A 22,940-nucleotide genomic window follows, 5' to 3' on the forward strand; every position below is an offset into this window, starting at 1 on the left:
ACTAATCATAAAAATAATGGAACAATTAACACTCGGCCAATACAACTTGGTCGCTAATTTCTTCTCATTCACCATTGCTGCAATGGGTGCTGCCACACTTTTCTTGTGGCTAAATCGCTCTCAGGTCGCACCACACTACCGTGCGGCGATCACCATCAGTGGTTTAGTAACTGCAATCGCTCTGTACCACTATGTAAGAATTTACGCGAGTTGGGATGCCGCTTACTCCACGAAAGACGGTATCCTGGTAGCTACTGGGTATGCATTCAACGACGCATACCGCTATGTGGATTGGTTGCTAACGGTTCCTCTGTTGCTTGTCGAGCTGATCTTGGTCATGAGATTAGCAAAGGCCCAGGCTATCTCAAAAAGTTGGCGCCTTGGAGCGTTGGCCGCCATCATGGTCATATTGGGATATCCCGGCGAAATCGCAGCAGAGTCGGGTACTCGCTGGTTGTGGTGGATCCTAGCGATGGTTCCTTTTGTGTGGATCGTATTCGAGCTCTTCGTGGGTCTTAAAGATTCTATCGCAAATCAACCTGAAAGAGTAAGGCCGCTCGTTAATCGGGCCCGTTGGTTGACAGTCCTTTCCTGGTCCTTCTACCCGATTGTGTTTGTATTCCCGATGATCGGATTCACGGGCGGAGGCGCTGCCACTGCTGTGCAAGTGGGATACACCATCGCTGATGTGGTATCGAAAGCAGTGTTTGGAATCCTGATATATCAGATTGCTGTAGCAAAATCTACCGCTGAAGCAGAGGCGACTGACAAAGTAAATCTGCCCGAAGGAGCTGTAACAACTTAGGGAGCTGTGCCCTGGACTAGGATTACCTGGTCCAGGGCGACCCTTTTTTCACAATGACTACTCTCAACGAAGCTCGACCCTCGGTTAACTCCGGAAAGATTCTCACAAGCGATCAAATCGACGTCGCTATGTTGGCCAGATGCCGCAGTAGCTTGCCCGGAAACGATCCGCTGCTAATCGCGTTCAGTCACCACGTAAGAGCTGGTGGCGGTAGAACCCGCGCACGCCTAGCCTACCAAGCTAGCCTGTTATTGAACCTAACCGAAGAAGATGCACTCGAGCTAGCGACCGCAGTGGAGTTGGTGCACAATGCGTCTTTGGTCCAAGATGATTTTCAGGACCGCTCTGAAAACCGCCGGGGGCGATCTTCCGTGTGGTATACTTACGGAATGGATACGGCGGTTTGTTTGACCGATCTGTTGCTGTCTTCCAGCTTCGCATCACTTTCTACAATTAGTCATACTTCCGTAGTTCCGCAATTGATTAGCCACTTGCATCGCGCGGTCACCCAAACACTCAGAGGTCAACTTAATGATGTCTCTAGGGATGAGAACAGCACTATTGAGAATTACCTATCAATTGCCGAGCGCAAGTCAGGCCCCTTTTTCGCTCTCGCACTCGAACTTCCGTTGATCGTTGCCGGTCATCAAGGAAACGTCGTCGACGCCAGTCGTGCGGCTTCCCACTTTGCTCTAGGCTACCAGATCATCGACGATATAGCAGACAAGGAGACTGACCGCTATTGTGAAGCAGGAGTTAACGCCTTTTTGATATTAGAACAGAAGCTAGGAGAAGAATTGGCACTCAGCAAAACTCTCGATCTTGCCCAAGAACAATTGGAGATTTCTCGAAGTTTTGTCGCCGAATTACCCAATGGTTTTCTGAGTTTGATCGAAGCACTCATAAAACCGCTTGAGGAAACTATAATCAATTACCGCCATGCCTAAGGCCATCGTAATGGGCGGGGGTTTCGGAGGTATCGCAGCCAGCTTGCGACTTCGCGCTAAGGGTTACGACACCACCATCATTGATCGTTGCTCCAGACTGGGAGGCCGGGCACAGGTGTTCGAGAAAGACGGGTTTCGGCATGATGCCGGACCGACCGTTATTACGGCTCCGTTCATGTTTGATGAGCTATTTTCTCTTTTTGGACGCAATCGGGCGGATTACATTCAGTTTGCACCGGTGGAGCCTTGGTATCGATTCCAATTTGCAGATGGCGAAACGTTTGACTACGGCGGCACCACCGAGGATACGTGTCGAGAAATTGCCCGCCTGAGCCCTGGAGATGACGAGGGTTATCGGAAATTGCTCAGTAAATCACGGGACATTTTTGAGGTTGGCTTTAAACAGTTATCAGATCAGCCGTTTGACTCCTTTTCTACTATGCTGGCGCAAGTGCCAAACTTAGTAAAACTGGGATGTTATAAAACCGTATGGCAAATGGTGCGGATCCATTTAAAAGACGAAAGACTGCAGCGCGCCTTTTCAATCCAACCTTTGTTAGTAGGCGGCAACCCTCTCGACACCACTTGTATTTACAGCCTCATTCACTACTTAGAGCGCGAATGGGGTATCCATTTTGCGATGGGTGGGACTGGTGCTTTAGTAAGTGCCTTGGAACGTTTAATGCGAGAAGTAGGCATCCGGATCCGAACAGGGACCACTGTAGATCGTGTCCTGGTAGAAAATGGAGCTGCCTGCGGAATAGCACTCGAATCGGGCGAAACTGTAAAAGCCGACATCGTCATTTCTAACGTCGATCCAATGCATCTGTATTCTCGATTGCTAGACTCCTCACATCAAAGTCGCTGGGCTCAAATGAAGCGGAAACGCGCAAAACTTTCTATGGGTCTTTTTGTGCTCTTTTTTGGCACACGGAAACAATACCCAGATGTCGCACACCACACCATATGGATGGGTGATCGGTTCGAAGGCTTGTTGAAAGATATCTTTAAAGCTACTCACCTCCCCGATGACTTTTCACTTTACTTGCATCGCCCGACAGCAACCGATCCGAGTTTCGCTCCTAGCGGATGCGATTCATTTTATGTCCTGGCGCCGGTCCCGAACTTGAAGGCAAACATCGACTGGAAAACCGAAGGGCCACGCTTACAAAAACGGATTGTTGATGCCCTAGACAAAACCCTGCTACCTGATCTCAAAAAAAACATCACCTCAGATTTCTTCATGACCCCGAAGGACTTTGCTCACGACTACCTAAGCGCAGAGGGAGCCGGTTTTTCCGTCGCGCCCGTATTTAGCCAGTCCGCGTGGTTCCGCTTTCATAACAAGGCAGAAGGTCCCGACAATTTATACTTGGTCGGCGCCGGAACTCATCCCGGAGCAGGACTGCCCGGAGTACTATCATCCGCCAAAGTTATGGATAAACTGGTTCCAGCGGCAGAAGTAACTCACGCAGAAAAAGGCGCCGCATGAAACACGATACCTCGCAGTCGGATCCATTTCTATCGGGCGGAGCTAACGACGATGCTATTGAGGTGCTATCGCGGCATGGTAAGACATTTCGCTTTGCAGGCATCTTCTTGGAAAAAAAGCAGCTGAAGAATAGCGCCCGGCTCTACCGTTTTTGCCGTTTTGCTGATGATTTAGCGGATCACACCAGTCCGAGCCTGGCTGGGCCGAGGCTACGCCAAATCAAGACGGATCTCGAGATCGGAGCCAGCGAGATTCCCATGGTTCAGGATTTTTTAAACCTGACCACGGAGGAAAACATCGATCGGGGAGCCGCCATCGACCTGATCAATGGCCTGCAGATGGATCTCGGAATGGTTAGCATAGAAACAGATGAGGATTTGATCCAATATTGCTACCATGTTGCGGGAACCGTTGGCTTACTCATGTGCGGGGTACTGGGCGTCACCCACTCGAAGGCCTACCAATTTGCGATCTATCTGGGCATCGCCATGCAGCTCACTAATATTGCCAGAGATATTGAAGAGGATGCGATTTCAAATCGTATTTACGTTCCCAACACCTGGGTAAACCACCACCACGTAGAAGAGTTTCTGGCAGGAGTAAATGAGGCAGCCGTTGAAACCGGATTTGCGATCAAAAAAATGTTAGACCTCGCTGACCGCTACTACCAGTCAGGAATATCCGGCCTCGGTTATCTACCAAGAAGAGCTAGATTTCCCATACTAGTAGCCGCCCGTCTTTATCAAGCCATAGGAACGGAGATCCGCAAACTGGGCTATGCTCATAATAAGGGTCGCTGTTATGTAGGAAAAAGCCGTAAAGTGTTTCTCACACTGAAATCACTGCAAGAATTTATCGCCAACGGCACCTTCGAAACCTTACCAAAGCAACATACCTCGGAGTTGCACCATCCCCTCAAAGACTATCCCTTGGCCTACAGCTGAAATTGGATCTGATGGACCACTGCGACTTAATCATCCTCGGTGGCGGTTGCGCCGGATTGTCCCTCGGCTATGAGTTAGCACAGGCCGAAACGAGGGGCCAACACATCCCACGTACGATCATTGTAGAACCAAGAACAATTTATCATCATGATCGCACTTGGTGCTTTTGGTCGGACAATACCGAACGGTGGACAGATGTGATTGCGAAATCGTGGTCCCGGTGGTCCTTCTCCGATGACAGTGAAACCTTCACACAGCAAAGCGACACCTGGTCCTACGTTTCGATACCAGCAGACCGATTTTATCTCAGTCGTTTGAGCATCATTGAATCGTCTCCTAGGATTGAACTCCGAAAAGGACTGAGTTCTCAGAGCATAAACAAGGATAGCTACGGACGCTTTACTATAAGCACCGGAGAGGAGCAGATTTCCTGCGGCATGATTGTCGATACACGGCCACCTGCCGACCTTCAGGTGAGACAAAGCTATCTCTTCCAGGATTTCGCCGGTGTTGAAATAGAGCTGGAAAGCCCAGGATTTGACAGCCAAACAGCTAGTCTTATGGACGCCATGCAAGTCGATGAATGGGGTTTTCGCTTTGATTACATCCTCCCACGGAGCGCCTCGCGCGCCCTTATCGAAGCCACTCGTTTTTCAAAACATCCAGTTGCTAAGAAACGATTAGCCGAAGACCTGGCAGACAGTGTCAAACGCGCGACCAAAGGCATGCCCCATCAAGTCATCCGAGAGGAGTCTGGCTCGATTCCCATGGGTCTACCCTACGAAAGCACTTTCATAGAACCGAATTGGGTTCGAGCAGGCACGGGCGGGAATGCCGTGCGGCCTTCCAGTGGATATGCTTTTCTTCGCATACAGGATTGGGCCAAACAATGTCGGCAACATCTGATTAATAAGGGAACCGTGATTGGACATCCCAAAGACTCCCTATTAAGCCGAAAAATGGATGAGCTATTCTTAGGCGTACTTAGAAAACACCCAACTGATTCGGTCTCACTGTTTTCCTCACTCGCTTCGCAATTACCTCCCGATCGCTTTGCACGCTTCATGACAGGTACTCCACTGCTTGGGGATTATCTCGCTGTCATCAGATCGCTTCCTGCCAAACCCTTTATCGAAGAACTCATTCACAACACTCCTTTCAAAAGGAACAACCTCGAAACAACAACACAAGCCCTACAACCATGAATCTCGTTTGGCAGAGATACCTCTTTCAAATAAGTGCAGCCGGACTCATCACTCTTTCTGTAGTTGCTGGATCAATACCAATGATTATCCAGGTTAGCGTTCTGGCCATCTTGGTAGCTTTGTTTGGAATTCCGCATGGGGCGCTGGATCCCTTGGTGGCTTATGACATGCCCAGGTGGAAAAGCAAAATCGGCATGGTGGGCTTTCTACTGTTCTATGTAATTCTGGCTGTTCTCGTTATTCTGATTTGGCACTCATTGCCTGGAATATCCCTCCTTATTTTTTTGCTCATCTCGGGCATTCACTTTTCAGGTGATTGGCGAGGAGCTCTTCCCTTTCTCTATCGACTTCCCCTTGGATTATTGATTGTAACAGGACCCGCTCTATTTCATCGCACCGAAGTCGAATCTCTATTTTCGATGCTTTCAACACCTGCAGCAGGAGTGGCGATCACACAATGGATGAGCTATCTCGGGGTTTTGGTGATACCTGCTTGTTTATTACCACTCCTGAAGATCAGCAGGAAAGGCTTCTGGGACATGCTGGAAATTGCTCTGCTTCTTCTTTCAGTTATCCTTCTAACACCATTGCTTTTCTTTGTTCTCTATTTTTGCGGACTCCACAGCCCCCGTCATTTTTGTAGCACCCTCAAAGAGCATCAGAAAACTTTGGCGTGGCTGGTCTGTGTATTGATTACCGGTGTCACCTTACTCGGAGCTGTCACCTTTTATTTTTATCTTCCTTCGATCTCTCTTAGCCAGTCGCTTATTCAAATAACATTTATTGGCTTAGCTGCCCTGACCGTACCGCACATGCTTCTGATAGAATACGCATCGGCCTCCAAAGTCTCCGAAACCGCTGTGTATTCCTAGCCCAGACAGCTATTTCATCGAACCAACAGCGCTCTTTGGCTAAGAAACCCGCAGAGAATAAGGGCTGCACAACTGCCATCAGATCCTAGAATCTTGAGGAATCAGATGAGAATACTTTGATTTCGACTACAGGCTTTCCCGTTCGCTCCCTTGCGACAAACGCTGGACTTTCTGCAACTCGTGGTCTTTGCTCTGAACCATCTCAATGAGGAATACCTAGTATTTATCGGACTCAGACTTCTTCTGGGCAGAGCAGACAGCTTTTCTCGTTGAGCTCCTAAAAAGAACATCTTCGCCCTTGAATTACCACACCGCCGCAAGCGGTCGACTTCGTCGATTGCGGAGCACCGCAACGGAGTATCCACGGCAATCCAAGCCTTCGGACTTCGAGCCTTGATGAATCGCAGAAATCAGCGACGCCGCAAGCGGCGGGGAATTTACCCGCTGAGATTCATTTTCTGTTTCGACTCTATATCTGGCACTCTTTATTCCTATTTTAGAATGAAAGTATTTCAATATGGGAGAAAATAGTATCACTATTTGTCCGAATCACGGTATCCAAGTCCGCATAGATAAGGTATCGTCTAACCATCTTAATATCATCCCATGAATCGAACGCCCTACATACTAGTTACCTTCCTGGTGTTTTCGTTTTCAATTGTTGCCCCACAGTCAGCAATTGATGCTGCAGAGAAGCCCAACATCATCCTAATCCTAACCGATGACCTTGGTTATGGGGATTTGAGTTGTTACGGTTCTGAGTTCATCAAAACGCCACGTATCGATAAGATGGCCTCGATGGGGGTGCGAGCCAAAGAGTATCGAGTCGCAGCCAACATCTGTACGCCTTCACGCGCGGCACTACTGACTGGTTCTTATCCTCAACGCGCAGGTATTCCCAACGGGATCAGTCCGAAGCGTCCAGAACATCGGCACCTGGGCTTGCACCCGAATGAGTTTACCATCGCCGAACTTTTAAAAACTCAGGCCTATGCAACTGCCATGATTGGCAAATGGCACCTCGGGTTCGACGACGTCTTCCATCCACTCAATTATGGATTTGATAGTTACTACGGGTTACCTACCAACTACAGCCACGATAAAAGGTTCTTTGATGACAAGCAAGTGATTGAGGAGGATACGGATCTTTCGATGCTGACCTCACGCTACACTGACAAAGCGGTGGAGTTTATAACCAACAACAGCGCAAAACCGTTCTTTCTCTATCTGGCTCACAACTACCCACATGTTCCTCTGAAACCTAATCCCGCATTTGCAGGTAAGTCCAAAGCCGGTGATTATGGAGATATCATAGAGGAACTGGACGCTAGCACCGGAAGCATTCTCGATACCTTGAATGAATTGGAGATCGCCGAGAATACCCTGATCATCTTTACCAGCGACAACGGTCCACTTCCCAGATACGCAGATGAATTTGGTTCGGCCGGATCATTTCGTGGCAGCAAATATGTCACCTTTGAAGGTGGTCACCGCGTGCCCGCCATTTTCTATTGGCCAGATCGACTTCCATCCGAACAGGTCTGTGAAGTGCCTATTAGTTCGATGGATGTTTTGCCAACCATTGCAGGAATTCTTGGCGCTCGATTACCGGATGATCGTATTTTGGACGGAAGAAACATTTGGCCGATTTTAACCGGTGATTCAAAAACGCCACCAAGAGAGATCGATTACTATTACAACGACAATAACCTGCAGGCTATCAGAAGGCAGGATTGGAAAATACATCTTCCTCGCACCATGGACGACCTTCCTTTCTGGCACCGCAACGGAAATAAGGAATTCCAGGAACTGGCGGAACCCTACCTGGTTAACCTGAACAACGACATCGGTGAATCCGAAAATATCGCCAGCAAGAATACGAGCGTCGTCAATGAGTTACTCTCTGAAGCCCAAACAACCCGCCAGGAGCTCGGAAGTTCCAAATCCAGAGGAACCGCACAACGACCTATTGGAGATTCCAGGGAATTAGCAATTGCCTCACGCACAGCTTCCAAGCCACCGAACATCATTCTCATTTTTACTGATGACCAAGGCTATCAGGACATCGGTGTTTACGGATCACCCAATATCAAAACACCTCATCTAGATCGCATGACTGAGGAAGGTATGCGCTTTACTGACTTCTATGCCCAAACCGTTTGCGGGCCTTCGCGAGCTGCATTGATGACCGGTAGTTATCCTCTTCGCATCGCAACCAAAGGAAACCGAGTGGATGTACATCCGTATATGCACACTAAAGAAATTACGATCGCGGAAGTGCTAAAGCCTCTGGGATACAAAACGGCTGCCTTTGGAAAATGGGATCTGGCTGGTCATACCCAGGACCCCAAACGCTATGCCCCGGAGTTGATGCCTACGCATCAAGGATTCGATTATTACTTTGGAACCTCGAGTAGCAACGACAGCAAAGCTCATCTAATTCGTAACGAAACCGTCATTGAGATGGAAGCTGACATGAGTCAGTTGACGCGCCGCTATACGGATGAGGCCATAGGTTTTATCAAGCGAAGTAAGGATAGTCCTTTCTTCATCTACATGCCACACACCATGCCTCATATTCGTTTGGAACGTTCCGCCCAGTTTGAAGGCAAATCCAAAGGCGGCATCTACGGGGATGTAATTGAAGAGATCGACTGGAACGTCGGCCGAATCTTTGAAACCTTAAAGGAAGAAGGCCTCGATGATTCCACCTATGTGTTCTACATGAGTGACAACGGGCCCTGGTACCTGGGAAGCAGCAAAGGGCACCTGGATCGCATAGGCCCGGACGCAGAAGCTCATGGTGGATCTGCCCTCCCGCTTCGGGGAGCCAAGACTGCCACCTGGGAAGGTGGCTTGCGCGTGCCTTGCATTATGTGGGCACCCGGTCAGATCCCCGCCGGAACTGTTTGCTCTGAAATTGCCTCAACCATGGACATGCTACCCACCATCGCAAAACTCGCCGGCGGAGAAGCTCCCACCGACCGCGTCATCGACGGACACGATATCTCAGACTTACTACATGGAATTCAAGGCACAAGAAGTCCCACCCAAGCATTTTATTATTACGCACGCACTCAACTCCGTGCCGTTCGCTCCGGTCCATGGAAACTGCATCTACCCTTAAAGTCCGATCAGTTCTGGGCCCGCTATAGTAAACCGGAAGACGTGATCGACTTCTCAAAGCCGCTCCTTTATAATTTAGAATCCGATCTCAGCGAAACAATCGATGTCTCTAATCAACATCCAGCCGTAGTCAAAAAGCTACTACAACTCGTAGAAGATGCACGGAATGACATTGGCGATATTGACAAGATTGGAGCAAACGCGCGCTTCTTCGATGACGATCCGAAAAGACCGGACATAGTGGCAGGAAATTAACAAAACTCATACATCACACATTCTTCTAAGAGTCCCGATAGGAACTGTTTAACTGTTCTTTGTTCCTGATCCACTTTTCTATAGAATCCCTACTTCCAAGTATTTAGAACAACCATGGAGAAAGATATAATCAGAGTTGGTATCATTGGAACCGGTGGTCGCGGAATTACCTGCATCGGAAGACAGATCGCTGAACAGGCCTCTGAATTGAGCATGAACATAACGGCGTTTTCTAATCGGACGGAAAGTCGCATGCATGTCGCGCTGGAAGATGTAAATGCGGTGGCGAAGGCCGCTGGAAATGAACCCTTTGCGCCGACCTTCTATACCCAAGCCACAGATTTAATCGAAGACGATCAGGTCGACGTCATCGTCATAACGACTCCAACCAACGCCCATCTCGAAGCAGCGATTCCCGCCTTAAGAAGCGGCAAGAAAGTCTACCTGGACAAGCCGATTGCTCACACTCTCGAAGACTCTATCGCAATCCGGCAAGCTGAACATGAGTCAGGCAACTCCATGATCATGGGCTTTACCCGAAGGTATGAAAAACCTTGGATCGATTGCAAAACCCTTGTGAAAAGTGGAGCGATTGGAGATCTGAAAATGATGCTGGTACGCGCGGTCCTACCCTATGCATTTTATTTCCAAACCTGGCACCGATCTCGAGCAGTGAGTGGCGGTGCATTAAACGACAAAGGTTCCCACTACACGGACGTGTTTAATTGGTTTGCTGAAGGACGTGCTGTGCGAGTCAACGCCTTTGGCGGAAGAAATGTATTTCAAGAAGAAGAGGATGCTCCAGAATTTTGTTCCGAGTGCGATCGCGATTGCCCTTACCGAGCTGACCAGATTCGCCCCGATACTCAGGACCAGGTGAAGGGTGCGGTTGATGCCAGCTTCGCTCAAGAAACGGATCCAATGAAACGGAAAGACAACTGTGTCTATAAAAAAGGTGCCGATATCTACGACCATGCAGCTATCAATTATCAGTATGATAATGGGATTGTCGCATCGATTTTCTATACAATTTACGGCCCCCAAGCAGAAGATGAAGAAACCCTGGAGCTTGTAGGCACCAAAGGTCGAATCATTCTGACGCGCTTACGTGGTGAGATTGATCTTGTGACCGACTATGGCGAAAAGAAGCATGAAGTGATTTCCTGCAAAGCAGAGTATTTTGAATCATCCCACTTCGGAGCCGACCGCAAACTCGTTCAGGAAATCGCGGCCCATGCAAGAGGTGGACTCTCACCCGTCGATGGCTGGTACGGTATGGAAGCCACCCGAATGGTGGTTGGTGCTTTGAAGTCTCTCGATACAGGCGGACAAACGGTTCGCATGGCCGACCTTGCAGACGGATCCTAAAACCACACGAATAACCTATCCCACCCAACAGTTCTGTTTAGTTATTTTCGATGAAAGAACATTTCCCTCTAAACGCTTGGCATATCAACAATTCAGATACGAAAGAAACCGCAGATTGGACAACAACGAAAAGTGTCCAGATAAATAAACAAGACCTCAAACGACTCCACTATTCGGCAAACAAAGGAAACATCCTCATCAATGGTCCCACCGGTAAGACTGAGCATATACTTACCAAAGAAGAATATGGAGATATTGAACTGCACCTTGAGTTCATGATCTCAGAAGAATCGAACTCGGGCATCTATTTCATGGGTCGCTACGAAATTCAGATCAAGGATAGCTGGAAGGACGAAGAACCGGGACCTCACACAAGTGGAGCCGTCTACCCACGATGGGACACATCTCAACCTGAAGGGCAAGAAGGCTACGACGGTCACATACCACGCGTAAACGCCAGTCGAAAACCAGGCGAATGGGAGGTCTTCAATATTACTTTTCGTGCGCCCAGATTCGACCAACAAGGAAACAAGACTCAGGATGCTGAATTTGTTAAGGTGGTGCAGAACGGAACCCTCGTTCACGAACACGCCTCCATTTCTGGACCTACACGAGGCGCAATATTTGAAGATGAAGGACCGACCGGACCACTCCTATTACAAGGGGACCATGGTCCGGTAGCTTATAAAAACATCTGGGTGACAACTACTTCCCCCACTCCTGCCACGGAGTAAAGGCCTGTGAATCACGAGGAGGGCCATCACCATTGTAGTTACCAGCACCGGAATAATGCCTTTCATAGTCCGCATAACTACCTCTCTTCTGAGACGACGAATTCACAATATGCACACCCGCGCCTTCTGCGTTGTGAATTATCCTTCGGGTCCATTCAAAATCGACCGGTGCCATAGCGGGAACTGATTTTGACGCAAGTAGCTCCGATAGAGCATTTAATTGAGCCATATCGACCGTATCAATGTAACAACGATAGGGAAGAATGACGTATCTATTTTCACCATGCACGAGCTGGACAAATGGACCTTCCATGGAAACTCCCTCAATATCTGAGATAAGAATGCGAACGACCTCATCCTCTGTAATCGAATTGGCTGCTCCTTCTGCCAGGATTAACTCCAATGACGTCACCGCCACCGCTCCCGTCTTATCAGCCACCACTTTTTCGGTCCTATCCTGAATCTAAGCGAATACGGCGTGATTGAAGTATTGCAGGTCCTTAGAGTCGGCCCCCAATAACGGAGCCAGCTGACGACTACCTTTATCGAGGGTGAGGGATTGTCTGCCACAACCCGTTACAACGAGGACCGCGACCAGGGCAGCAAAAAGGAGGGTTACCTTCATGGTTGGATAAACTATGGTTCATTGAACCAACGGTCAAATACAGAAGTCATGGGGGATACCCCTCAGTTGAAGTCCGCAAATCATTAAGCGGCCAAGCATGAAAGTCTTAAAGGAAGGCAATGAAAGCAATAATGCTATTAACCACTAGGTAACTCAGAAACCGATTAGCCATAGCCGCGAACCCTAGCTCACTAACTTGGTCTGGTACTGCTTGCGAAACTCCTTGGGCGACATCCCTTTCCGCTCTTTGAACTGACGATTGAAGTTGGACAAGTTGTTAAAGCCGGAGGCGTAACAGATTTCAGACACGCTGGCCTCACTTTGCATCAGCTTTCGACACGCTAAGCCAACCCGTAATTCATTGGTGTATTGAATGAACGCTTTGCCCGTATTCTTTTTGAAAAAACGGGAGAAAGACTTCGGACTCATTCGCGCTACCTTCGCCACGCCCTCCAAACGGATAATCTGATCGAGGTTGTGCAGGATCCAGTTTTTCACCCGATCAATAAGTTCAACGTTTTGTTCATTTAGGGAAGGTGCATAAATCTGACTGACAAGTGGCACACGATCGGTTTCGGGTGCCGATGCCAGTGTATCCAGTATCAAGATAAACTGGGCAAACTGTTGCCCCGGGTTCTGATCGACCATCCCCAACATTAACTTTTCAACTTGGACGCGTGTCGCTCCAAGGAATTCAAATGACCGGCCCGTGGTATCAATGAAGCTTCGAATGCGATCCATCTCGAGTTTGGCCAAGAAATCTTCTCCAAGAGACTCGGTGGAGAATTGAATCACCAACATGGCCGGTTTGTCAGGGTCACCTTCTGGAGCTTCATTGGGATGAAAGGCGTGAGGAACATTTGAGCCATTCAGGAGCAAAGTGCCCGGTTTAAGGTCTCCCATAAAGTCTCCGGTGATGTGATAACCCGTATTCTTGAGAGTCAGCAGAATATCAATCTCAGGATGATAGTGCCAGGCTGTCCAAATATCCGTATCGGCTTTGAAGGAAAACAATTGATTCTCCTGAGAAATAATTTCTCGTTGGGCTTCACGACCTTTGACTGGCTCAATTTTGGGCATTCTCGTTACTTCTGATGCTATTAGAACAATTTATAGAACGATTGTTAGCAATTGTTGTAGAAATTGTATCAGGAATTGTCCATAAAGCAGTATACGAAAATCAGATAATCAAGTATACCTATAGACTGAGACCCAGGTCTCAAACTCGCTACCCCGGGAATGGAAGGAATTTTTAAGAAAATCACGCTATCAATCGTCCTTACGCAGGCCGGCCTATCGCTGTATGGCGAAGAACTGGAACCAGCTGATCTGGAGTATTTCGAAGCGAAGGTTCGCCCACTCCTGGTCGAACATTGCTACAAATGCCACGCATCGGACTCTGAAAGAATTCGAGGCGGATTTCTGCTCGATTCAAAACCAGCAATGCTGCGAGGAGGTGATAGTGGGTCAGCCATAACCCCTGGAGATGCTGAAAACAGCCGCTTGGTAAACATGATTCGCCAGTTGCCTGAATTTGAGTCCATGCCACCGAAATATAAAATGGCAGCCAACGAGATCGAAACACTCGTCACATGGATCAATCAAGGAGCGCCAGATCCTAGAACAGAAGAAATTCAAACTGATGCGCTGGCTTCTGAATTCAATCTGGAGGAACGAAAGCAATGGTGGTCCCTTCAACCCGTCGAAAATCACCAGCCACCCAAAACAGAAGATGGCGACTGGCCCTCCAATGAGATCGATCAATTTATCCTGGCAAAGCTGGAAGAGCGAGACTGGCAACCCGCCGAAGCCGCCGATAGGCGCACCCTGCTCCGCCGCCTAAGCTTTGACTTGATCGGACTGGCTCCAACTCCAGAGGAGCTCGATGAATTTGTAAATGACCGGTCGAAGAATGCTTATCAGAAACAGGTCGATCGCCTATTAGCTTCTCCCCACTTTGGAGAGAAATGGGCGCGGCACTGGATGGATCTCACACGCTATGCGGAGAGCAAATCCTTTGAACAGGATTACACCATGGCCTTCACTTGGCGTTACAGGGACTACTTGATTCAAGCTCTCAACGAAGATCTACCTTACGATCAATTTGTCCTGGAATCACTTGCGGGTGACCTCCTCAAGAATCCACGGCACCATCCGGAAACAGGTGAGAACGAATCCGTCAAAGGTCCTGGGTTCATTTATCTAACCGATGGACAACACGGTCCGCCGGATATACACGAAGATGAAGCACGTATCTTCGACGGCATGATCGACACGGTGAGTAAGGCTTTCCTGGGAACGACGGTAGCTTGCGCTCGTTGTCACGATCATAAGTTTGATGCGGTTACCACGGCCGACTATTATTCCATGTATGGGCTACTCCGGAGTTCTCGCTTTGCTCATCACAATACCATTCCGGAAGTTCAGCAAAAAAGAACACTCAAACGCCTTCCCTCAAAACAACGGTCCCTCCGCGCAGCTGTTTTCGATGCAGCCAAAAATGATGTGGAGAATGCAGCAGCTTATCTGGAAGCAGCCAAAGGCCTTCAGACCAATCAGAAATTCACAGCCGCATTGGCGTCATTAGAATCTGAATACCCCCAAAACAAACGAAACAAAAACGAAGAGGCCTACGAGAAAGCCAAACGAAAAGTTATAAGCTCTTTTTCGACAGCTTCTGCTGAGCTAGACCCAGATCTTCTTGCTAACTGGATTGCACTGACCAGTGACCAGGAAGAGCAAGAACGCTGGCCAGAACTATTTGGCATACACGGTCATCTGGAAAATTCTGAGGATGAAGAAACAAGCCATGTATTTACAGAGCTAAGCCAATCGTTAGAGGACTGGATGCCACAAGGATTAGGTTTTGAGCATCAGCCCTCCAAGCCAGGTAGCCTGATCGTGAGCGGAGAAGGAAGCCAAATGGTTCAAGCCATCATTGGCGACACTCTGGTAGGCGGACCCCTCACCGCTCGCGTGAGTGGAGTTTATCGCTCTCCCGACTTTATTCTAGATGGCAAACCGATTGAACTGGAAGCTAAAGGTCAACATGGCGCTGTCCGTTTAGTGGTTCGCAATTATGAGCTAACAGGACGAGGTCCTACCACTGCCAAACTTTACCAGGCAGTAGAAGGCAATCATTGGCAGAAAATTAAAATGGAGACCTATCTTTGGGAAGGTCAGCCAGCTTACTTCGAGGTATTACAATACGGAGCGGCTACTCACTCGGTCAAACCGAAGGAGTCCGAACCCACCCCGAATGATAATGCCTACATCACAGTCAGATTCGATGGAGGACCCGATTGGAAATCTTTTTGGAATGACCAGGAGAAAGTTGCAGCTGCTCTACAAACACTTTGGGAAAAAGGTCGACGCAATCGATTAAATGCAACAGAAGCGGAACTGCTAAGCGCATTTTTTGGAGCGGGCCTCATATCGGCTGATTCCTCAAAACATGAAAAGCTCGACCGAGCTCTCACCACCTATCGATCGCTTGCCCACCAGATACCGGCCCCGCGATTCGTCCGGAGTTTAACCGATGGTGATCCAAAAGATGAGCCCGTTTACATTCGCGGCCTCCACACCAACGCCAGCAAGGAACCGAATCCACGTCGTTGGCTCGACGGTCTAGATGGCCCCATTCTAAAAACCAAAGGAAGCGGACGCTTGGAATGGGCGCAACATGTTGTGGATCCCGACAACCCGCTCACAAGCCGGGTACTCGTCAATCGTCTCTGGAAACACATCTTTGGAGCGGGACTCGTCTTTACCGTGAATGACTTTGGTCAAATGGGTCGCGCACCCACCCACCCAGAACTACTCGATTACCTGGCTCAGGAACTGGTTAAAAATGATTGGTCCGTAAAATCAATCATTCGTGAGCTGGTCCTATCCAGCACTTATCAAATGTCTTCCTCCCCCAGCCAAGCATCCCTCTCGGAGGATCCTGCCAATCAGTTATTGCAACACATGTCAGTCAGGCGACTGGAGGCTGAAGCCATCCGTGACCACATCCTTGCCTCTAGTGGTGAACTGAACACCCAGATGTTTGGTCCCAGCGCTGAGGCCTATGTAGCCGACTTGCCTGACAGCAGAGCAAAACCAAATCCCGGTCCACTGGACGGTGACGGTCGTCGTTCTGTCTACCTGGAGTTGCGACGCAGCTTTTTACCGACTTTTCTCCGTGCGTTCGATATGCCCAACGCGACCGAATCGACAGGTGCCCGACAAGTTACCAACGTCCCCGCTCAATCACTGGCCCTGATGAATGCCCCCTTTGTGCATGAGCAAGCGGAAGCCTGGGCCAAACGGATTACCACTTCCGATCTTTCAATCGACGACCGCATCCAACAACTCCATATCACCGCCTTCAGTCGACCAGCCACAGAAAAGGAGATTACTTGGGCAAACCAGGTGCTTCAATCCATAGCTGGAGATTACAAAACGGACCCGAACGATCTACGCGTTTGGACAGACCTCTGTCACTTGATGTTCAACCGAAAAGACTTTATCTATTTGTTCTGATGTTTACCCGCAGAGATTTTTTAAAGAAGAGCGCCATGGGCTTTGGCACCATGGCCCTTTCCGGGGTCATGCAAAAAGACCTGTTGGGAAACACGAGTTCACCACTCTATCCAAAGACACCGGATTTTGCACCCAAAGCGCGGAGTGTCATTTTCCTCTACATGGATGGCGGAGTCTCTCAAGTCGATAGCTTTGATCCAAAACCCCAGTTGGCTAAAGAAAATGGTCAAGCGCCCAAGTTTAAAGTCGATGCCACGGTATTTAACAACAATGGCAACATCCTGAAAAGCCCCTGGGATTTTCATCACTATGGCGAGAGCGGCATACCCATCAGTGATCTATTTCCTCACATTGGTTCCTGTGCTGACGATCTGTGCATCATGCGTTCAATGACGGCATTTTCGCCCAACCACCCGAATGCCAATTACGCGCTTCATTGCGGCCATGTGCTCTCCGGTCGACCAAGTATGGGCGCCTGGGTCTCTTATGGTTTGGGAACACTCAGTCAGGACTTACCGAGCTATGTAGTCATTCACGGCGGCCAAGTTCCAGCTGGAGGCATGCAAGCCTTCGGTAGCGGATTTCTTCCCGCCAATCATTCCGGCTCCATCTTCCTCCCTGATCATCCTGTCCTCAACAATACTACTTTCAAGGAAAGTTCAGCTGAGGTTCAGAAAAAGAAACTCGATTTCCTTCATGACATTGATGGAGATTTGAATGCCCGCATGGCTCATGCCGAGGCCATTGAGTCGGCCATTCAAAACTATGAGCTCGCATTTAAAATGCAGATGGAAGTGCCCGACGTGGCAAACATCGACAATGAGAGCGAGGCCACTAAAAAACTTTATGGCTTAGATGCGCCCTACGAAAATACGCGTGCTTATGCCGGTCAATGTCTCATGGCCAGACGACTCGTAGAAAGAGGCGTCCGCTTCGTGGAACTGACCATCAATCCTGGCAACGGAGACCGTTGGGACCAGCACAGTAAGCTCATCGATGGTCACCAGAAAAATGCTATGGCTGTGGACCAACCGATTGCTGGCCTGATCAAAGACCTCAAATCTCGCGGCCTGCTCGACAGCACTCTCTTGGTGTTTAGCGGAGAATTTGGCCGAACCCCATTTGCCCAAGGAACCAACGGCCGCGACCACAACCCACAAGGCTTCTCCATGTGGATGGCCGGAGGCGGTATCAAGGGAGGCACCATTTACGGTGCGACCGATGAATATGGATATCGTGTAGTTGCCAATAAAATGACGGTGCATGACATGCACGCCAACATGCTCCATCTTTTAGGAATAGATTTTCACAACCTTACTTACCGCTACAGCGGTCGCGACATTCGCCTGACCGATGTTCATGGTGAAATCATCCCCGAGATTTTGGCGTAATGAATTTGATCAATTTGAAAACTGTAGGAGAGGCTTTATGCCTCGGTTCCGCGATAAAGCCTCAAAACAATCGGGGCGTAAAGCCCCTCCTACAGCTGACTAAAAAGGTAGGGATTGATCGCCGTTCCAAGGCGAAGCCGACATTCCTTACGAGCCGATTTCTTACTGCTTTTACTCTCATCTTTTCAGTCTCAAGCCTTTCCGCTGCCTATGATTACGACGACGACATCGCTCCCCTATTAGAGAAATACTGCGTCCAATGCCACGGCCCGGATAAGCAGAAGAGCGGCTACCGGCTAGACACCTATGAACACCTACTAACTCCAGGAAGCAGCGACGAGAAACCGATTGCCAAATTCTATCCCATGCAAAGCCCCTTGGTGGAGTACCTGCTTCTTCCCAAAGAGGATGAGTATGCGATGCCCCCGGAGGATGAAGAAACACCCACAGCGGAAGAGGTTCTTAAAATCGTCCACTGGATCTATGAAGGAGCTCCCAGTAAAATGGCTGAGCAGGCTGCCCTTCCCATCGATCAAATGCTCGAAGAGGCACAACTCGCTGCGGTGAATATTCTCCGTAGCAAAGGGGCGATCATTCACAAACAAGGAAAGAAAGACAGCACCCTGGTAGCAGATCTTCAGCAACTAAAGAATCCGAGAGAACCAGAATGCATCCAGGCGCTCAATGCTCTCGCCCCATTGATTGCCGTTTTACGCCTACCAGGCCATTCTGAAGTTGACTCGATATTAAAAGCGATCGACGAACTTCCAAAACTCGTGCAGCTCGACATCCGAATGAGTGATGCAAGCGATTCCGTTGTCGACCGCATCAACCAGATGGAGTCACTCCAATCCTTAAATTTATCGGGTACCCGAATCACAGATACAGGGCTCACCAGTCTACAAGTTCCCGCTCAAGGTAAATTGTTTACCGGGCATTCCCCCATCTCATCTATGGGCTTGAAAAGATTTGAGGAACGTTACCCGGATGTCCAAATAACGGGCAATGTTAACCTGGATGCGGTCCGCAGGATCACCGAATTGGCAAAGCAAAACTCCACGACCTTTGATCCGGAAGCCAAGGACAATCTCAAGAAGATCGATGAGAACCAAATCCCCAATGGCATTCAAGTGAGCGACTCTGGTATTCGTCACTCCTTTCTCGTGTGCGGGAGGGTGACCGCGATCTTTAACGAAGATAGCGAAGTCGTCTGGTCGACTCCTGGTAACGCTCGTGATGGCATGGTCTTAGAAAACGGGAATATTTTACTCTCAATTAATAACATAGCCAAAGAATTTCGTAAAGGCACCCAGGAAGTTGTATGGTCGTATGCGCTCGATCCGCAAAACAAGGAACTGGGGACGGTCAATCGTCTTCCCAACGGCAATACGCTGGTCATCGAGCGAGGAATCCTACCACGACTCCTTGAGGCAGACCCAAAAGGTGAAATCGTGATCGATGTGCCTCTGCAACCTGAGACCGAGAACAATCACATGCAAACCCGCATGGCCCGGAAGCTCGAAAATGGAAACTACCTTGTGCCTCACCTGCTCGCTTTCAAAGTCAAAGAATACACCCCAACAGGGGAAGTGGTAAATGTGATTCACACGGATCTGCCCGAGCTGGGTGGCCTCGAAGCTGAAAACTGGCCTTTTACCGCCATTCGCCTGCCCAACGGGAATACCGTCGTCAATCTTACCCATGGAAACAAAACAGCGGAATTTGCTCCGGATGGATCCGTGGTTTGGGTCTGCGACAATAACGACGCAGAAGGCCGATTTGCAGATCCCTGTGGAGGCCAACGACTCCCCAATGGAAACACGCTCATCTCCAGCTACGGTCAAAGAAATCCGCAAAGGGTAAAACTCTTCGAAGTTAATGAAGAGAAGGAAGTGGTTTGGGAATTCTTTCATCCCACGGTAAAAGGGCATCAGGTGCATGTGCTTACTACGAACGGAAAGTCGGTGGACCCCCTTTATCGTTAACTCCCTAGACGGTAATGTTAATGGCCAGTGGGTAGGTTAAACTCCCTTCTTGATTCGGAGCGCCTCCTCACATTGTATGGCTCTAATCAATCATTACTCCATTCTTTATGATAAAAAATACCTTTCTTCTCACCTCATTACTCCTGATCGCTGGTTGTGGCGGTGGTTCCTCCAGCAGCGACAAAGTCAGTTTTGCCTTCGTGTCTAATGGAGTAGATCCATTTTGGACGATTGCCGAAAGCGGAGTGAAAGCCGCATCTGCTGACCTGGGGGTGCATGCCGATGTCTTAATGCCTGCCGCTGGAGCAGTGGAACAGAAAAGCATGTTGGAGGATCTGATGACCCGCGGAACTACCGGAATCGCAGTCTCACCGATCGACTCAGCAAACCAGACCGATTTTCTAAATCAAGTGGCCGCCCAAACCATTTTGATCACTCAAGATTCAGATGCACCTGAATCGGACCGACAGGTTTATATCGGCATGGACAACTACGATGCCGGACGGGAATGCGGAAAGCTCGTGGTAGAGGCCCTTCCGGATGGCGGATCAGTCATGATTCTAATTGGCAGAATGGAGCAGGATAATGCGCGTCGCAGACGCCAGGGAGTCATTGACGAGGTTCTCGGACGCTCACACGACCCTTCTCGCTTCGACCCACCAGGCAGTCCAATCACCGCAAACGGCTATACCATTCTTGGGACCCTGACCGATCAGTTTGACCGAGCGAAAGCTAAAGCAAACGCCGAGGACACACTGGCCCGCAATCCAGACGTCGGTGCCATGGTAGGACTCTTTGCCTACAACCCACCGCTCATTATTGAAGCCCTGGAACAGGCGGGTCGCCTCAAAGACGTTCAGGTTATCGGTTTTGATGAAGCCGAACTCACCTTGCAGGGCATCATTGACGGCGACGTGCACGGAACGGTAGTCCAGAACCCTTACATGTATGGCTACAAATCGATTGAGGTGCTCAAGGCCCTTCACGAAGGTCGCGACACAGGAGCCGGACCAGACAATTTTATCAACATCGACGCCAGGCAAATTAAGAAACACAACGTTGAGGAATTCTGGGCCGACCTGAAGGTCAAGCTTGGCAAGTAAGTGAGCTCTGATACTTCAAAACAGCTTCTCGAAGTACGCGGCATTGGAAAAAGTTTTCCAGGCGTTCGAGCACTGAATAATGTAAACCTGCAATTAAAGGGTGGCGAAGTCCTCGCCCTTCTGGGTGAAAACGGTGCGGGAAAAAGCACCTTAATGAAAATCCTGGCGGGCGTTCAGCCAGCGGATGAAGGGCAAATTCTCTTAGACAGTGAGTCCGTTGAGATTAAAGGTGTTCAAGATGCACTCGAACACGGAATCGCTTTGATCCACCAGGAACTTAATATGGCAACCAACCTCAGTGTGGGCGCCAACATTTTCTTAGGCCGCGAACCTAAGAAACGAGGATTGATCGATGAAGCCACTATCTACGAAAGGTCAAAATGCTATCTGGAGATGGTGGGTCTGAATGTGGATCCTAATATCATCGTAGGCGATTTAACCATTGGCCGTCAGCAGCTCGTTGAGATTGCCAAAGCACTATCGGTGGATGCTCGTGTCCTCATCATGGACGAACCCACCTCCAGCTTGTCTCAAAAGGAAACAGAGACGCTGTTCGATGTGATTAAGGACCTGAGGAAACGCGGGGTAAGCGTTATCTATATTTCCCATCGCTTAGGTGAAGCAAAAGAGTTAGCGGACCGCGTGAGCGTACTACGAGATGGGGAAAATGCGGGTGACCTTCCGCGGGAGGACATCAATCACGATTCCATGGTCAAACTTATGGTCGGACGCGACATCTCACAATTTTACTCAAGAACCATTCACAAACCTGGCGAGGTGGCCTTAGAGGTTAAGAATCTTCGCTCTCCGGTTCACCCAACCCATGAATTGAATTTTTCATTAAGAGCCGGAGAGATTGTTGGGATGGCTGGATTGGTCGGAGCCGGCAGAACTGAATTGTTGGCTACCCTATTTGGAGTGACACCGAATGTAGGAGGAGAGGTTCTGATTTCTGGCAAAAGCATCGATGCTCAATCTCCAGAGGAAGCCATCAATGCCGGAATGTCCCTCGTCCCGGAAGATCGGAAGCTGCAGGGTCTTATTCTTGAAATGTCAGTCCGTGCAAACATGGGATTAGCGAGTCTCAAACGCGAAAGCCCCAATGGCATTTTCATGAACGACGCACGTGAGGGAGAAATCACCCAACTCATGATTCAGCAAATGCGAGTAAAGACCCCCAGTGAAAAACAAGTCGTTCGATACCTATCTGGCGGTAACCAACAAAAGGTTGTCATTGGAAAGTGGCTCGCAATGGAACCACGGGTCCTACTACTCGATGAACCCACTCGCGGTATCGACGTAGGAGCGAAACAGGAAATCTACGGACTCATGGAAGACCTCGCGAAAAGCGGAGTCGCCATACTATTTGTATCAAGCGAACTGGAGGAAATCATGGGAATGTCCGACCGCACACTCGTCATGCACGAAGGACAAATGACAGGTGAACTCACCCGCGAACAACTCAGCGAGGAAGCCATCATGCAACTCGCAACCGGTAACACAGAAGCTGCCTAACAAAACAATCACTTTAAAACTATGAAGACCTTCTTCTCAAAGTTGATCG

The 22,940-nt window shown here is 49.2% G+C and carries 17 protein-coding genes; 14 read left to right on the top strand and 3 right to left on the bottom strand.

Annotated features, from left to right (window positions below):
* Positions 1-16: 16 nt before the first annotated feature.
* The 9 genes from GA003_14155 to GA003_14195 all read left to right on the top strand — a co-directional run bounded on the left by GA003_14155 (position 17) and on the right by GA003_14195 (position 11,748).
* A complete protein-coding gene (locus GA003_14155; GenBank protein ID QXD27160.1) occupies positions 17-805 on the top strand; it encodes a bacteriorhodopsin in 789 nt (262 codons plus the stop codon).
* Positions 806-858: 53 nt separating this feature from the next.
* Positions 859-1,752 (top strand): polyprenyl synthetase family protein, encoded by an 894-nt coding sequence (locus GA003_14160; protein ID QXD27161.1) that lies wholly within the window; start codon positions 859-861, stop codon positions 1,750-1,752.
* Positions 1,745-3,244, top strand: a complete 1,500-nt coding sequence (gene crtI, locus GA003_14165) for a phytoene desaturase (protein ID QXD27162.1) — start codon at positions 1,745-1,747, stop codon at positions 3,242-3,244. Before GA003_14160 ends, crtI begins: the two co-directional genes overlap by 8 nt.
* Positions 3,241-4,188 (top strand): phytoene/squalene synthase family protein, encoded by a 948-nt coding sequence (locus GA003_14170; GenBank protein ID QXD27163.1) that lies wholly within the window; start codon positions 3,241-3,243, stop codon positions 4,186-4,188. Before crtI ends, GA003_14170 begins: the two co-directional genes overlap by 4 nt.
* Positions 4,189-4,199: 11 nt before the next feature.
* Positions 4,200-5,393, top strand: coding sequence for a hypothetical protein (locus GA003_14175; protein QXD27164.1), 1,194 nt, complete (start codon positions 4,200-4,202; stop codon positions 5,391-5,393).
* Positions 5,390-6,265, top strand: coding sequence for a Brp/Blh family beta-carotene 15,15'-dioxygenase (locus tag GA003_14180; GenBank protein QXD27165.1), 876 nt, complete (start codon positions 5,390-5,392; stop codon positions 6,263-6,265). Before GA003_14175 ends, GA003_14180 begins: the two co-directional genes overlap by 4 nt.
* 606 nt (positions 6,266-6,871) lie before the next feature.
* Positions 6,872-9,646 carry a sulfatase gene (locus GA003_14185; protein QXD27166.1) on the top strand — a complete coding sequence of 925 codons (2,775 nt, stop codon included), beginning with the start codon at positions 6,872-6,874 and terminating at the stop codon, positions 9,644-9,646.
* Positions 9,647-9,760: 114 nt separating this feature from the next.
* Positions 9,761-11,014 (top strand): Gfo/Idh/MocA family oxidoreductase, encoded by a 1,254-nt coding sequence (locus GA003_14190; protein QXD27167.1) that lies wholly within the window; start codon positions 9,761-9,763, stop codon positions 11,012-11,014.
* Positions 11,015-11,064: 50 nt separating this feature from the next.
* Entirely contained in the window at positions 11,065-11,748 is a 684-nt protein-coding gene (locus GA003_14195; GenBank protein ID QXD27168.1) for a DUF1080 domain-containing protein, read from the top strand.
* On the opposite strand, the gene GA003_14200 is transcribed toward GA003_14195, so the two are convergent.
* The 3 genes from GA003_14200 to GA003_14210 all read right to left on the bottom strand — a co-directional run bounded on the left by GA003_14200 (position 11,720) and on the right by GA003_14210 (position 13,453).
* Positions 11,720-12,187 carry a hypothetical protein gene (locus GA003_14200; protein QXD27169.1) on the bottom strand — a complete coding sequence of 156 codons (468 nt, stop codon included), beginning with the start codon at positions 12,185-12,187 and terminating at the stop codon, positions 11,720-11,722. The two genes, GA003_14195 and GA003_14200, sit on opposite strands and share 29 nt — an antisense overlap.
* 24 nt (positions 12,188-12,211) lie before the next feature.
* A complete protein-coding gene (locus tag GA003_14205; GenBank protein ID QXD27170.1) occupies positions 12,212-12,373 on the bottom strand; it encodes a hypothetical protein in 162 nt (53 codons plus the stop codon).
* Positions 12,374-12,556: 183 nt separating this feature from the next.
* Entirely contained in the window at positions 12,557-13,453 is an 897-nt protein-coding gene (locus tag GA003_14210) for an AraC family transcriptional regulator (GenBank protein ID QXD27171.1), read from the bottom strand.
* 159 nt (positions 13,454-13,612) lie between these two features.
* Here GA003_14210 and GA003_14215 point away from each other — a divergent pair, with 159 nt between their 5' ends.
* The 5 genes from GA003_14215 (at position 13,613) to GA003_14235 (ending at position 22,891) form a co-directional block, all read left to right on the top strand.
* A complete protein-coding gene (locus GA003_14215) occupies positions 13,613-16,897 on the top strand; it encodes a PSD1 and planctomycete cytochrome C domain-containing protein (protein QXD27172.1) in 3,285 nt (1,094 codons plus the stop codon).
* Positions 16,897-18,288 carry a DUF1501 domain-containing protein gene (locus GA003_14220; protein ID QXD27173.1) on the top strand — a complete coding sequence of 464 codons (1,392 nt, stop codon included), beginning with the start codon at positions 16,897-16,899 and terminating at the stop codon, positions 18,286-18,288. The genes GA003_14215 and GA003_14220 overlap by 1 nt, the downstream gene beginning before the upstream one ends.
* Positions 18,288-20,273 (top strand): hypothetical protein, encoded by a 1,986-nt coding sequence (locus GA003_14225; GenBank protein QXD27174.1) that lies wholly within the window; start codon positions 18,288-18,290, stop codon positions 20,271-20,273. The genes GA003_14220 and GA003_14225 overlap by 1 nt, the downstream gene beginning before the upstream one ends.
* Before the next feature lie 107 nt (positions 20,274-20,380).
* Positions 20,381-21,376 (top strand): sugar-binding protein, encoded by a 996-nt coding sequence (locus tag GA003_14230; protein QXD27175.1) that lies wholly within the window; start codon positions 20,381-20,383, stop codon positions 21,374-21,376.
* Positions 21,377-22,891, top strand: coding sequence for a sugar ABC transporter ATP-binding protein (locus tag GA003_14235; GenBank protein QXD27176.1), 1,515 nt, complete (start codon positions 21,377-21,379; stop codon positions 22,889-22,891).
* The last annotated feature ends 49 nt before the right edge of the window (positions 22,892-22,940 follow it).

It is taken from the genome of Opitutia bacterium ISCC 52 (genome assembly GCA_014529675.2).
In the GTDB taxonomy this organism is placed as follows: Bacteria; Verrucomicrobiota; Verrucomicrobiia; order Opitutales; family UBA2995; genus UBA2995.

What these genes read in the sequence shown, in the direction of transcription:
- GA003_14155 (QXD27160.1), top strand. Translation starts at nt 17, where the DNA reads ATGGAACAATTAACACTCGGCCAATACAACTTGGTCGCTAATTTCTTC.
- GA003_14160 (QXD27161.1), top strand. Translation starts at nt 859, where the DNA reads ATGACTACTCTCAACGAAGCTCGACCCTCGGTTAACTCCGGAAAGATT.
- crtI (QXD27162.1), top strand. Translation starts at nt 1,745, where the DNA reads ATGCCTAAGGCCATCGTAATGGGCGGGGGTTTCGGAGGTATCGCAGCC.
- GA003_14170 (QXD27163.1), top strand. Translation starts at nt 3,241, where the DNA reads ATGAAACACGATACCTCGCAGTCGGATCCATTTCTATCGGGCGGAGCT.
- GA003_14175 (QXD27164.1), top strand. Translation starts at nt 4,200, where the DNA reads ATGGACCACTGCGACTTAATCATCCTCGGTGGCGGTTGCGCCGGATTG.
- GA003_14180 (QXD27165.1), top strand. Translation starts at nt 5,390, where the DNA reads ATGAATCTCGTTTGGCAGAGATACCTCTTTCAAATAAGTGCAGCCGGA.
- GA003_14185 (QXD27166.1), top strand. Translation starts at nt 6,872, where the DNA reads ATGAATCGAACGCCCTACATACTAGTTACCTTCCTGGTGTTTTCGTTT.
- GA003_14190 (QXD27167.1), top strand. Translation starts at nt 9,761, where the DNA reads ATGGAGAAAGATATAATCAGAGTTGGTATCATTGGAACCGGTGGTCGC.
- GA003_14195 (QXD27168.1), top strand. Translation starts at nt 11,065, where the DNA reads ATGAAAGAACATTTCCCTCTAAACGCTTGGCATATCAACAATTCAGAT.
- GA003_14205 (QXD27170.1), bottom strand. Translation starts at nt 12,373, where the DNA reads ATGAAGGTAACCCTCCTTTTTGCTGCCCTGGTCGCGGTCCTCGTTGTA.
- GA003_14210 (QXD27171.1), bottom strand. Translation starts at nt 13,453, where the DNA reads ATGCCCAAAATTGAGCCAGTCAAAGGTCGTGAAGCCCAACGAGAAATT.
- GA003_14215 (QXD27172.1), top strand. Translation starts at nt 13,613, where the DNA reads ATGGAAGGAATTTTTAAGAAAATCACGCTATCAATCGTCCTTACGCAG.
- GA003_14220 (QXD27173.1), top strand. Translation starts at nt 16,897, where the DNA reads ATGTTTACCCGCAGAGATTTTTTAAAGAAGAGCGCCATGGGCTTTGGC.
- GA003_14225 (QXD27174.1), top strand. Translation starts at nt 18,288, where the DNA reads ATGAATTTGATCAATTTGAAAACTGTAGGAGAGGCTTTATGCCTCGGT.
- GA003_14230 (QXD27175.1), top strand. Translation starts at nt 20,381, where the DNA reads ATGATAAAAAATACCTTTCTTCTCACCTCATTACTCCTGATCGCTGGT.